The sequence below is a fragment of the Archangium primigenium genome (assembly GCF_016904885.1).
Lineage (GTDB): Bacteria > Myxococcota > Myxococcia > Myxococcales > Myxococcaceae > Cystobacter > Cystobacter primigenius.
This window is the reverse complement of sequence record NZ_JADWYI010000001.1, coordinates 4,018,334-4,030,705: the sequence shown is the minus strand read 5'-3', so window position 1 is coordinate 4,030,705 and position 12,372 is coordinate 4,018,334. Positions and strand designations below refer to the sequence as shown.

Annotated in this window: 11 protein-coding genes and 1 tRNA gene; 5 read left to right on the top strand and 7 right to left on the bottom strand. The window is 70.4% G+C overall.

Annotated elements, in window-relative coordinates; genetic code table 11:
* Nucleotides 1-23: 23 nt before the first annotated feature.
* A complete protein-coding gene (locus I3V78_RS16765) occupies nt 24-1,073 on the top strand; it encodes a protein kinase domain-containing protein (RefSeq protein WP_204489221.1) in 1,050 nt (349 codons plus the stop codon).
* A 153-nt stretch (nt 1,074-1,226) separates the two neighbouring features.
* A complete protein-coding gene (locus I3V78_RS16760; protein WP_204489219.1) occupies nt 1,227-2,201 on the top strand; it encodes a hypothetical protein in 975 nt (324 codons plus the stop codon).
* A gap of 57 nt (nt 2,202-2,258) precedes the next feature.
* Here I3V78_RS16760 and I3V78_RS16755 read toward each other — a convergent pair.
* The 6 genes from I3V78_RS16755 to I3V78_RS16730 all read right to left on the bottom strand — a co-directional run bounded on the left by I3V78_RS16755 (nt 2,259) and on the right by I3V78_RS16730 (nt 8,940).
* A tRNA-Leu gene (locus tag I3V78_RS16755) sits at nt 2,259-2,340 on the bottom strand.
* 123 nt (nt 2,341-2,463) lie between these two features.
* The gene (gene secG / locus I3V78_RS16750; RefSeq protein WP_204489217.1) at nt 2,464-2,919 is read right to left on the bottom strand and encodes a preprotein translocase subunit SecG; all 456 of its coding nucleotides are present in this window, start codon (nt 2,917-2,919) and stop codon (nt 2,464-2,466) included.
* Nucleotides 2,920-2,998: 79 nt separating this feature from the next.
* A complete protein-coding gene (gene tpiA, locus I3V78_RS16745) occupies nt 2,999-3,772 on the bottom strand; it encodes a triose-phosphate isomerase (protein ID WP_204489208.1) in 774 nt (257 codons plus the stop codon).
* A gap of 48 nt (nt 3,773-3,820) precedes the next feature.
* Nucleotides 3,821-5,011 carry a phosphoglycerate kinase gene (locus I3V78_RS16740; protein ID WP_204489206.1) on the bottom strand — a complete coding sequence of 397 codons (1,191 nt, stop codon included), beginning with the start codon at nt 5,009-5,011 and terminating at the stop codon, nt 3,821-3,823.
* Nucleotides 5,012-5,041: 30 nt separating this feature from the next.
* Nucleotides 5,042-6,052 (bottom strand): type I glyceraldehyde-3-phosphate dehydrogenase, encoded by a 1,011-nt coding sequence (gene gap / locus I3V78_RS16735; RefSeq protein WP_204489203.1) that lies wholly within the window; start codon nt 6,050-6,052, stop codon nt 5,042-5,044.
* A gap of 80 nt (nt 6,053-6,132) precedes the next feature.
* The gene (locus tag I3V78_RS16730; RefSeq protein ID WP_204489195.1) at nt 6,133-8,940 is read right to left on the bottom strand and encodes a golvesin C-terminal-like domain-containing protein; all 2,808 of its coding nucleotides are present in this window, start codon (nt 8,938-8,940) and stop codon (nt 6,133-6,135) included.
* A 164-nt stretch (nt 8,941-9,104) separates the two neighbouring features.
* Here I3V78_RS16730 and I3V78_RS16725 point away from each other — a divergent pair, with 164 nt between their 5' ends.
* Nucleotides 9,105-9,695, top strand: coding sequence for a diacylglycerol kinase family protein (locus tag I3V78_RS16725; RefSeq protein WP_239576460.1), 591 nt, complete (start codon nt 9,105-9,107; stop codon nt 9,693-9,695).
* Nucleotides 9,696-9,801: 106 nt separating this feature from the next.
* On the opposite strand, the gene I3V78_RS16720 is transcribed toward I3V78_RS16725, so the two are convergent.
* The gene (locus I3V78_RS16720) at nt 9,802-9,999 is read right to left on the bottom strand and encodes a hypothetical protein (protein ID WP_204489190.1); all 198 of its coding nucleotides are present in this window, start codon (nt 9,997-9,999) and stop codon (nt 9,802-9,804) included.
* A gap of 320 nt (nt 10,000-10,319) precedes the next feature.
* On the opposite strand from I3V78_RS16720, the gene I3V78_RS16715 reads away from it, so the two are divergent.
* Together I3V78_RS16715 and I3V78_RS16710 are read left to right on the top strand one after the other, a co-directional pair.
* The gene (locus I3V78_RS16715; protein WP_204489188.1) at nt 10,320-11,915 is read left to right on the top strand and encodes an NAD(P)/FAD-dependent oxidoreductase; all 1,596 of its coding nucleotides are present in this window, start codon (nt 10,320-10,322) and stop codon (nt 11,913-11,915) included.
* Between the two features lie 23 nt (nt 11,916-11,938).
* Entirely contained in the window at nt 11,939-12,292 is a 354-nt protein-coding gene (locus I3V78_RS16710) for a hypothetical protein (protein ID WP_204489179.1), read from the top strand.
* The last annotated feature ends 80 nt before the right edge of the window (nt 12,293-12,372 follow it).

Sequence of the window (12,372 nt, the reverse complement as noted above, 5' to 3'; positions counted from 1 at the left end):
GACGAGACGCGGAGGAAGACGCGGTGCACTCAACGGATGACGACGCCGAGGGCGTGACGTACCTGAGCCCGGAGGGAACGCCCGCCGCCGGGACCTCCGGCATGGGACGGGCCCGGCGTGTTCCCACCGAGGAGCGCGTGGATCCGACCTTGCGGCAGGTGACGCCGCCGGTGTCACCCAAGGGCACGCTGCTCCTGGGCGCGGTGACGCCGCCCACCTCGCCGCCAACCCGGGGACTGGTGCCGGGCCAGGTGGTGGCCGAGCGCTACCGGGTGGAGAAATGGCTGGGCGCGGGTGGCACGTCGACCGTGTACCAGGCGCTGGATCTGACGAAGAACCAGCGGGTGGCGCTCAAGGTGCTGGCGGTGCCGCACGCGGACGACGCCCTGGTGACGCGCTTCCGGCAGGAGGTGCAGCACGCGCGGGCGCTGGAGCACGTCAACATCCTGCACGTGTTCGACGTGGGCTTCGACGGCGAGCGGCACTTCCTGACGGTGGAGCTGCTGGAGGGCAAGGACCTGCGGCAGCTGATGCAGGAGCGGCGCCCCACGCTCGCGGATGCCCTGCGCTGGCTGACCCACGCCGCGGTGGCCCTGGAGCACGCACACGGGCACGGCGTGCTGCACCGGGACGTGAAGCCCGGCAACCTCTTCATCACCCGCACGGGGGTGCTCAAGCTGATGGACTTCGGCCTCGCCAAGAGCACGCACGTGATGGGCACGACGGCCCAGGGCGCGACGCTCGGTACGCCGGAGTACATGGCCCCCGAGCAGGTGATGGGCGCGCCGCCGGTATCCCCCGCCACGGACCTGTACGCCCTGGGGGTGGTGGCCTACGAGCTGTTCACCGGGCAGTTGCCCTTCCGCCACAGCCAGCCCGTTCCGTTGATGTTCCTGCACGTCCAGGAGGCGCCCGTGCCGCCCAGGCACCTGAGCCCGGACCTGCCCGAGCCCTTCGAACACCTCGTGCTCAAGCTGATGCAAAAGCGCCCCGAGGACCGCTACCCGAGCGCGACCGAGTTGCGTGCCGCGCTCGCGAAGCTGTGGCCCCTGGTGCTCAAACGCCCCACGTGAAGGAGAGCGAGGCCTCGCTACGACTGGCGCGTCCACTACCCACCATGCACAAGAAGCGGGGGGCGTATGGGATCGACGGGCAGGTCCACCCCTGTCAGGTTGGGTCCCAGCCATTGTTGCCGCGCGCATGCGACGACCGGCTCATGAGGTCACTTGAGCAATCCCAAGAGTCCCGCCGTATTCGTGCTGGAGAATCAACCGGAGTGGGGCGCCGGCATCGTCCTGGAGGACCGAGACGGCAAGTGGGTGCTTCTGTTCGAGCAGGGGGGAAGACGCGTCTTCAACAAGCTGCTCATCAAGGGATTGAAGTCCGCGGACATGAGCCCGGGTGATGCGATCGCGCTCGATGCGAAGCTGCGAGGGCGACCGCTGAAGGCGGCCACCGCGAAGAGCACGAAGAAGGGCAAGAAGCCCACGGCTCCGCCCCCGCTCTACGCCGCGTTCGCGGATCAAGTCCGCTGGTTCGAGACGTTCTTCGTCGGAGGATTCGAGGGAGAGCGCTTCATCGAGGAGGAGCGGGGCCGCGCGGATCGCAAGGGCAAGAACGGGTACAAGACCGCGGCGATCGCCTTCGCCCAGGAGCACCTGTCCCCCGAGCGCTTCGAGACGGCCAGCGAAGAGGAACTCCTCGCGGCCACGAAGAAGCTCATCCAGTTCACGAACATCGTGCACCCCATGGAGGGCGCCATCGCGCTGGGGGCGATGAAGGCCGAGGACCACGCCCCGTTCATCGCCGCGACCAAGACCCTGCTGCATGGCACGAGCGACTACGCCGGACGCTTCGAGCGCTTCGTCGACACGGTGAACATCTCCGACGCCGAGGGAAAGGCGAAGAAGGTGACCTGGCCCCTGGCGACGCTGCTCTCCGCCATGTACCACCCCACCGAGCATGTCTGCGTGAAGCCCACGGCCTTCGAGGCCCAGGGGGCGCTGGTGGGGCTCCCCGTCGACAAGTCACAGCCGGTGACGGGGGCCGCCTACGCCCGTTTCCGAGAGGTCGCGCTCGCCACCCAGAAGCGGCTCATCGAGGCTGGACACCACCCCCGAGACCTGATGGACGTGTACTCGTTCATCTGGCGTTCGCACGCCGAGAAGCCCGCCCGCGCGGCGCCACCGGCCACGCCGTAGCCCTTCCGGAAAAGAAAGAAGCCCCCGAGTCTTTCGACTCGGGGGCTTCTTTCTGAGTGCCCAAGGCGGGATTCGAACCCGCACACCTTTCGGCGCCAGCCCCTCAAGCTGGTGTGTCTACCAGTTCCACCACCTGGGCTTGCTGCGAACCGCGAACCGCGTTGCGACGGGGCCTCTAGTACCACGAACCTCGCCGCCGACAACAACTTTTAGCGACCCCGGCCCTCGTTTTTCCCCGAGGGCCGGGAGGCCGCTCGCCCGCCTACTGCTGGGGCGCCGGGGCCTGCGTCTCGGCCGGACGCGGCTGCTCCACGCTGCCCGGAGCTCCCGGAGCCGGCGTGGGCGTGGTGCCCGGGTTCGGGCCCGCCGCGTCCTGCGGGTTGGCCGCGGGAATCTGCCCCGCCGGGGGCGCGCCCGTGGTGGACGGACCCGGGGCCGGCGCCTCGACCGGCGCCGCCGGCTTGGCCACCACACCCGCCGCCACCGAGCCGCGCATGCCCACGAAGGACAGGCCCAGCGAGGTGATGAAGAACAGCGCCGCGCAGACGCCCGTCACCTTGGTGAGGAACGTCGTCGCACCGCGGCCGCCGAACGCGCTCGTCGCGGCGCCACCGCCCAGCGCCGAGCCCATGCCCGCGTCCTTCCCAGGCTGCAACAGGATGACGAAGATCATGAACACGCACAGCAGGACGTGCACGATCGTCACGAAGGTCAACATGCTTTCGCTCTTCTTTCCGGTCCTGAAATAAAGGTCGCGCAGCCTAACCGAACGGTGCGGACACTGACAATGTTCCTACCTACGCCCCCACCCCGCCCCGGATGATGGCCGCGAAGTCCCCCGCCTTCAGGCTCGCGCCCCCCACCAGTGCCCCGTCCACGTCCGGCTGGCCCAGCAACTCCGCCGCGTTGTCCGGCTTCACGCTCCCCCCGTACTGGATGAGCACCCGCTCGGCCGTCCCCGCGTCGTACAGCTTCGTCAGGTGCGCGCGCAGGGCCTTGTGCACCTCCTGCGCCTGGGCGCTCGTGGCCGTGCGGCCCGTGCCGATCGCCCACACCGGCTCGTAGGCCAGCACGAACGTGGCCACCTCGGCCGCCTGGAAGCCCGCGAGCCCGCCCGCCACCTGGCGCTCCACCACCTCCAGCGTGCGGTTCGCCTCGCGCTCGGCCAGCGTCTCGCCCACGCAGAGGATGGGGATGAGCCCCGCCTTGAGCACCGCCCGGGCCCGCTTGTTCACCGTCTCGTCCGTCTCGCCGAAGAACTGCCGACGCTCGGAGTGGCCCAGGATCACGTAGGTGCAGCCCACGTCCTTGAGCATGCCCGCGGAGATCTCCCCGGTGAAGGCGCCGCTCGCCTCCCAGTGGCAGTTCTGCCCGGCGAGCTTCACCGCCGAGCCCTCGAGCTCCTGGGCCACCGCGTGCAGCGCGACGAAGGTCGGCGCCACGGCCACCTCCACCCGCTCCGCCGGAATCGAGGCGACCAGGCCCTTGAGCTCGCGCACCAGGGCGAGTCCCTCGGAGACCGTCTTGTTCATCTTCCAGTTGCCCGCGATGAGCTTGCGTCGTGCCGCCATGATGAGAACCGCCTCCCGGGGAGGTGTGGACCGCGAATGGGTGGGGAACTACTTCGTCTCGAGCGCCTTGACGCCCGGCAGCTCACGGCCCTCGAGGAACTCCAGCGAGGCGCCGCCGCCGGTGGACACGTGGCTGAGCTTCTTGCCCAGGCCCATGTCGTTGACCGCCGCGGCGCTGTCTCCGCCGCCCACGATCGTCACCGCGCCCCGGTTGGCCACCATGGCCTCGGCCACCGAGCGCGTGCCGGCGGCGTAGCGCGCCACCTCGAACATGCCCATGGGGCCGTTCCACACCACCGTCTTGGCGTTGCGGATGTGCTCGGCGAACATGGCGCGCGTCTTCGGGCCGATGTCCAGGCCGATGAGGTCCGCGGGGATGTGCCGGTCGGGAATCTCGCGCAGGGGGCCCTTGTCGCCCAGCTCCGTGCTGCAGATGTGGTCGACGGGCAGCACGAGCGACGTCTTGAGCCGCTGGGCCGCCTCCAGCATGCGCTGCGCCAGGGAGAGCTTGTCCTCCTCGACGCGGCTCTTGCCCACTTCAATGCCCTGGGCCTTGAGGAACGTGTAGGCCATGGCGCCGCCCACGAGCAGCGCGTCCACGCGGGGCAACAGGCTCTCGATGACCTTGAGCTTGTCGCTCACCTTGGAGCCGCCCAGGATGGCCACGAAGGGCTTGGCCGGGTTCTTCATCGCTCCGCCCAGGTACTCGAGCTCCTTGCGCATGAGCAGCCCGGCGCCCTTTTCCTTCACGTGGGGCACCATGCCCGCGGTGGAGGCGTGCGCGCGGTGCGCGGTGCCGAAGGCGTCGTTGATGTAGACGTCGGCGAAGGAGGCGAGCTCACGCGCGAAGGACTCGTCGTTGGCCTCCTCCTCCTTGTGGAAGCGCAGGTTCTCCAGCATCAGCACCTGCCCTTCCTTCTGATCCTTCACCAGCTTGCGCACGCCATCGCCCACGCAGTCATCCGCGAGGATGACCTCGTGCTTGCCGCCGAGCAGCTCGGACAGGCGCGAGGCCGCCGGCTCCAGGGACAGCTTGGGCTCGACGCCCTTGGGACGGCCGAGATGCGACGCCAGGATCACCTTGCCGCCCATCTCCAGGGCCTTCTGGATGGTGGGCAGCGCCTCGCGGATGCGCGTGTCATCGGTGATGCGCTTGCCTTCCTGGGGGACATTGAAGTCCACCCGGATGAAGACGCGCTTGCCGGTGAGCTGCATGTCGTCGATGTAGCGGATCGTCATGGGTCTGGTCTCGGCACGTCCGGGGACGGATTACAGGCCCTTGGCGACGAGGAACTTGGCCACGTCCACCATGCGGTTGGAGAAGCCCCACTCGTTGTCGTACCAGGCCATGACCTTGGCCATCTTCTCGCCCACCATCATGGTGTTGGTGGAGTCGAAGATCGCGGAGTGCGGGTTGCCGTTGTAGTCCACCGACACCGTCTGCTCGTCGTTGTAGAACAGGATGCCCTTGAGCGCGCCCTCGGCGGCCTTCTTGAAGGCCTCGTTGATGGACTCCGCCGTGGCCTTGTTGTTGAGCGTCACGGTCAGGTCCACCAGGGACACGTTGGGCGTGGGCACGCGCACCGACATGCCGTTGAGCTTGCCCTTGAGCGCGGGCAGCACCTCGCCGATGGCCTTGGCGGCGCCCGTGGAGGACGGGATCATCGACAGGGCGGCGGCGCGGGCGCGGCGCAGATCCTTGTGCGCCAGGTCCAGGATGCGCTGGTCGTTGGTGTAGCTGTGCACCGTGGTCATCAGACCCTGCTCGATGCCGAAGGTCTCGTGCAGCACCTTGGCCACCGGCGCCAGGCAGTTGGTGGTGCAGGAGGCGTTGGAGAGGATGTGGTGCTTGGAGGCATCGTACTGCTCGTGGTTGATGCCGTAGGCGATCGTCAGGTCCGGGCTCTTGGCCGGCGCGGAGATGACGACCTTCTTGGCGCCCGCGGCCTGGTGCTTGGCGGCGGCGTCACGCTCGGTGAACAGGCCCGTGCACTCGAGCACGATGTCCGCGCCCAGGCTCTTCCAGGGCAGGGCCGAGGGGTCGCGCTGCGCGGTGACGGCGATCTCCCGGCCGTCGATGATGATGCTCTTCTCGGTGGCCTTGACCGTGCCCTCCCAGGGGCCGTGCACGGAGTCGTACTTGAACAGGTGCGCGAGCGAGGCGGGCGCGTCGAGGTCGTTGATGGCGACGAACTCGAGGTCCTCCTTGCGGCTGAGCGCCGCGCGCAGCACGCAGCGGCCAATGCGACCGAATCCGTTGATGGCAATCTTGGTGGCCATGTCTCAATCTCCTGAGAGAGGGGGTGTTCTGATTCTGGTGGTGAAAAGGCGGGCGACCGTAGGCAGGTGCCGCTCGCGAGTCAACGCTGGCAACGCGCCGAATGCCGCATCCGCCGCCGCTGCACAAGCCGCAAGAGCAACAGCCCGGCGAAGGGCGCCGTTCCGCCCGCCGCGCCGCACCCGCAGCCCGTCTCCGCCGGATCGTAGGAGATCGGTAGGCTCCCCAAGGAACACGGCGCGAGCGCCGCCGCCGAGGCCGCCATTCCCAGGGACAGGTCCGCGGGGAGCGCCTCGTCCAGCAGGGAAGGCAGGGGCCGCTCGGACAGGAGCCCGGCCCGGTACAGCACGTCCCCCATCAGGAACGCCCGGCGCTCGGGGATGACAAGCCCCTCGAAGGGCACGCCGAGGAAAAGCACCTGTCCACCTGGCGACGCGCGCACGCCCGCCACGGCCTGGGTGCCGGTGTAGAGCAGGGCCGCCGTCGCGCCCGAGCGCGGCACGAGCGCCTCGGTCCCCCCCACCGCCGAGCCTCCGCGCCACCCGTCATCCAGGAGGGCCGCCCCCATTCCCGGCAGCCAGCCCCTGCCCGTCCCGCTCACCCGGGGCCCCGGCTCGGCGCAGCTCGGCAGGGCCTGGAGCACCTCGGACAAAAAGGGCGTGCCCGCCGGCTCCGCCGCCAGGGCGGAGGCGATCTGACTGCCCGACAGCAGCAGGTGGCCGCCCCCGAGCACGAAGGCGCGCATCAGGTCCTGCTCCGCGAGCGTGGGCGCCGGGCCCTGGGCCTGACCCCGGCCCGAGAACCAGTCGAGCACCGCGTAGCCCACCGGCGTGAGCAGCCCCGCCGAGACGGCCTCGCTCGTCGCGCCATCGAAGGCCACGGCGTTGCGCGCCACCGCGTCCCCGTGGCGCCGCAGGGCGGTGCCGTCGTTCATGGCCTCGAGGAGCAGCCGCGCCGGCGAGCCCAGATCGTAGGCCGAGAGGTCCTCGGTCAAGGCCATGCCCGCGTCCAACCGGCGGAAGGCGTTGACCACGAGCACCCGCGTGGTGCCGTCCGCCTCCGGCACCCGCACGCCCACCACGTCCGAGGGGAAGGACTCGCCCCCCGCGTTGACGGCCGCCACCCGGAAGTAGCGCGTCGTCCCCGGCTCCAGCGCGAGCGCCCAGGTGGGGTCCACCGTGTCCGTGCCCTCGTCCCAGCCGAGGCCGTCCTCGCTCTGGTAGACGCGGTAGCCCGTGGCCCCGTCCACCACGGGCACCCGGCCCTTGGGATCCGGGGGCGCCACCCACCGCACCTCGACCCGGCCCGCCCCCACGTGGCGCGCCACCACCGCCGGGGGCGGCTCGGGCGGCAGGTGGACCGCGACCTGGTCCTCGGCCGCGAAGTACTTGATGATGCCGTGCAGGAAGGCCCGCGCCGCGATGCGCCGGAAGGCCGGCTCCTTGAGCCACGCCGCGTCCTGGGCGTTGTCATGGTAGGCCACCTCCATCAGCACCGAGGGGATCTCCGGGTTGTGCCGTGGGTTCACCTCGCCCAGGTTGGCCGAGCGCAGGTTGCGCACCCGCCAGGTGGGGTCCACCTCCCGCTGGATGTCCGCCTTGAGCTCGTCCAGCAGGCTCTGCCCCAGCCGCTGGCTGCCCTCCACGCCCGTGAACTGGTAGGTGCCATCCACCGGGTTGGGGCCGTAGACATAGGCCTCCGTCCCCCGCGCGGTGCCGTTGGCCGAGGCGTTGGTGTGCCACGCCACGTACACCGCGTCCTCGCCCTCCTCGTGCAGCCAGGCCGCGAAGCGCGGGCGCGCGGAGACGTCGTCGTTGCGCTCGTTGGCCAGCGCGTTGATGCCCGAGGGCGCGAACACCTCGGGAGGCGCCCCGCTGAACTGCGTGTGGTAGCGCGCGCTCTCCTCGGCCCGGGGCCGGGGCAGCGCCCCCAGGGCCGCGTCCCCCACGTCCCCCGTGCCGCCGCCCAGGCGCACCGCGTCCAGGGACAGCGTGCCCGCCTCGGCCGAGTCGTTGTACGCCACCACCGAGGCGCGCTCCACGGGCGCGCCCGCCTTGAAGTAGAAGCGTCCGAGCAGCACCCAGGTGCCTCCGTGGCGGCGCTGGTTCACCCGGAAGTGGCTCTCGCCGCCCGCGTGCCGCACCACGTAGTGCGCGTCCGTCACCCGCCCCGGGTCCGCCCCGTAGGCGATGGAGACGGAATAGGCCCCGTCCGCGGGCACCCGGGGCGCCCACGTGGCCGAGGCCGTGACGGAGGGCGCGGCCGTGAGGACCCGGGCGTCCCCCAGGAGGAAGGGCTGGACGGAATTGCCCATGGGCGTGGGCGGCGGGCCCCACCCTGGCCGCACCGTGGAGAAGAGCCCCGTGGGCCCCGTCTCCGTGTACCCCTCCGCGCCGTTGTCGAGCAGCACGCCGCGCGGATTCATGTCCGGCTCGCGCACGGGGATGACCGTGGCGCCCGCCCCCACGAGCATCGGCAGGAGGTACTGGTCCAGCGTCTCCAGGGAGACCAGGTCCTCGACGACGCCGTTCGTGTTGGGCCGCTGGGTGGCCCAGCGTCCCAGGGGCGCGCTGCGATAGAAGCCGTGACCCGGGCTCAGGTAGATGGTCTTCCCCGACAGGGCCCCGGCCCGCGTCCGCGTCTGGGGCAGGCCCGAGAGCGGCCCCACCGGCCGGGAGCGCGATTCGCGCCGCACCAGCGCGGGCTCGCCGTCGCGCCAGGGCAATTCCTGGGCGCGGGGGCCGGGCAGCGGCACGTAATGGGCGTCCGGGGGCTCCTCGCCACACGCGTGGGCGGAGTCCTCGTCCACCTGGGCCCGGGCGGCGAGGGGAGCGCACAGCCACAGGGACAGCGCCCAGGACAGGGCACGGAAGGGTCGGGAGGGAGCCATAGGGGGGCGCGAGGTTAGGCGTCCTGATGCACGCCGCCAATCGAATCGTGGGTCCCCGCCCGCTCTCCCGCTAACGTGTCCGCCCGATGAGTCCCTCTGTCCCACCTCCCCCTCCCTCCGAGCCGCCTCGGCCGCCCACGTACGCCTCGCAGGGGGGCTCCGGCATGCTCGCCTCCTTCTTCCACGCGTGGAACGGGCTCATCCACACCGTGGTGCACCAGCGCAACATGCGCGTGCACGTCGTCTCCGCGGTGCTCGTGGGCCTGGTGGGCAGCGGCATCCCCCTGGATGTCGCCGAGAAGGTGATCCTCATCTTCTGCGTGCTGCTCATCTTCTTCGCGGAGATCCTCAACAGCGCGCTCGAGCACCTGGTGGACCTGGCCACCCGCCACTTCGACGAGAAGGCCCGCCTCACCAAGGACGCCGCCGCCGCCGGCGTGCTCGTGCTCGCCATTGGCACCGTCGTCATCTTCGCCGCCATCCTGGTGAACAACTGGGAGACCGTCGCCAGCAGCGGGCCGCAGATCGCCCGTCAGGTGGCGCTCGGCCTGCCGCTCGCCCTGTGCGTGATGGTGCTCGTGCTGCCCCAGCCGCGCGCCGTCTGGGTGGACGCCGTCGCCTGCCTCGGAGGCGCCGTGCTGCTCGGTGTGCTGGCCACCTACACCGTCAGCTCCGTCTTCAGCGCCATCAACGCGGGCCTGCTGCTCATCGCCACCTCCGCCGCGCGCCAGCGCCGCCGGGAGGCCCAGAAATGAAAAAACCGGCACTCGGCCGGTCTTCACGTGCCACCTAGGGGTGCTGAAGTCCCAAGACCCGCCCGGAACCCGGCCACCCGCTAGGGACAGTCCGCAGGGTAGGAACTCAGGCCTCCTGGCGGAAGTCCTTCAGGCCCTCGGCCGTCGCCTGGGCGACAGTGGCGTGGACCTTGATGTCCTCCGTCACCAGATCCAGCAGCTCGGTGGCCATGCCGACGACCTGCATGGGGGTGTAGCCGCTCTCACGCAGCTGGTTGAAGAACGTCTGGGCGAGGAGACGGGTGTTCTGCTTGTGGGTGCTCATGGTCGTATCCTCCGGGGGGGAAACAGCGGCAAGCTCGACCCCAGGCCTCTTCAACCCCCGTGCCAGACGTTGGGTACCCGACGAATTCCTCAAGGGCTCCGGGCGTTTAGGTGGGGGATGGGGGGGGCGGCGGCCGGTCTTGCTGCGAAGTGTCATTCGCACCCCCACCCGGCTGACGGGGTTTCAGCGGCCACAGGGGTGTATCGCCCCGTTCGCACCCCCGGCGTCCGCCCGCGTGTGCGATGACTTGCATTCGGGTGCCCGGACGGCGCACATACGCGATTTTTCCGGCCTCGGGGTTCCAGGGAGACGAGCAGCACATGGCTTATCGGGTGAACAACATCGGGTTGTGGTTGGACGAGCCGGAGGAGCTGCTGGGCCAGCGCGCCGCGGAGAAGCTCGGCGTGACGCGGGGAGACCTGGCCTCGGTGCGCGTCGTGCGCTCGGTGTTGGACGCCCGCAAGAAGGGCAGCCCGCGCTACATCTATACGCTCGAGGTGGAGCTGGCCCCGGGCCGCGCCCCCCGGCAGCTGCCGCCGGACGTGGGCGAGACGGCCCCCGCGCCCGAAGTCCTGCCCCGCGTGAAGGAGCCCGAGCGCCTGCCGCTCATCATCGGCACCGGGCCCGCGGGCCTCTTCTGCGCCCTGGCGCTGCTGGAGCGCGGCGTGCGCACCATCCTCATCGAGCGCGGCCGCGAGGTGGTGGCCCGGCGCAAGGACGTGGCCAGGCTCATGCGCGACGGCTCGCTCGATCCGGAGAGCAACATGAACTTCGGCGAGGGCGGCGCCGGCGCCTACACGGACGGCAAGCTGTCCACGCGCATCAACCACCCCATGGTGCGCAAGGTCATCGAGACGTTCGCCCGCTGCGGCGCGCCGGACCACATCCTCATCGAGGGCAAGCCCCACATCGGCTCGGACCTCCTGCCCGGCGCGGTGGCCAGGCTGCGCGACGAGCTCATCGCCGGCGGCAGTCAGGTGCTCTTCGAGCACCGGGTGGACGAGGTGCTCTACCGCGACGGCCGGGTGTCCGGGGTGCGGCTGTCAGACGGGCGCACGCTGGAGAGCGACCGGGTGGTGCTTGCCCCGGGCAACTCGGCGCGCGAGCTCTACGAGCGCTTCGTCGCGGACGGCCAGGTGGTCATCGAGCCCAAGCCCTTCGCGCTGGGCTTCCGCGCCGAGCACCCCCAGGGGCTCATCAACTCCATCCAGTACGGCAGCGCGGCGAAGAACCCCAAGCTGCCCCCGGCCGACTACAAGCTCGCGGAGAACCTGGACGTGAACGGCGAGGTGCGCGGCATCTACTCGTTCTGCATGTGCCCGGGCGGCATCGTGGTGCCCACGCCCACGCAGGACGGGCTGCAGTGCACCAACGGCATGAGCAACTCGCGCCGCAACGCGAAGTACGCCAACGCGGGCATCGTCGTGACGGTGTCGGTGGAGGACTTCGAGCGCGAGGGCTTCCGGGGACCGCTGGCGGGCCTGGAGTTCCAGCGCCACTGGGAGTCCAAGGCGTACGCGCTGGGCGAGGGCCGCTTCTTCGCGCCCGCGCAGACCATCCCGGACTACATCGCTGGCCGCGTGAAGAAGGAGCCGGGCGGCACGAGCTACCGGCCGGGCCTGGTGCACACGGACCTGAACCGGCTCTTCCCCGAGCGGCTCACCCAGTCCCTCAAGCAGGCCCTCAAGCTGTTCGACCGGAAGATGCGCGGCTTCGTGAGCGACGAGGGCAAGCTCATCGGCATCGAGAGCCGCACGAGCTCCCCGGTGCGCATCACCCGGGGCGAGGACATGCAGTCCGTCTCCATGAAGGGGCTCTACCCCGCGGGCGAGGGGTGTGGGTACGCGGGCGGCATCGTTTCCTCGGCCATTGATGGACTGCGGGTGGCTGAGCAGATTGCGAACGAATTGGCCTGAGGTCCGGGCTCGGGAGGGGAAGCATGCGCTATCAGGTACGGACACCGGACGGGGAGCTGGACTACCTCTCCTTCCGGGAGGTCGAGGTGGCATACGTCCAGGGGCTCGTGGGGCCCGATGACGAGGTGCGCGAGGAGGGGCAGAAGCTCTGGCGCAAGGCGTCGACCATCCCCCAGCTCGTGCGGGCCAGGCCTCCGGAGCGCATCCCCCGCGACACCATGCAGTTCATCGCCATCCTCTGCGCCCTGGCACTCGGCCTCGCCTCCCTGGTGCTGCTGATGAAGGGCCTGTGGTGGGGCCTCGTGACGGGGCTCGCCACCACCTTCTTCGTCAGCCACCTCGCCTACACGGCCTTCCGCAAGCCCAAGCGCGGCTAGGGCCCGCCCGCCCGACCGCCCCTCGGGCCAGGAGGCCATCGCCCCTCGCCCCCCGGACATTGTTCTCCACCCGACGGATG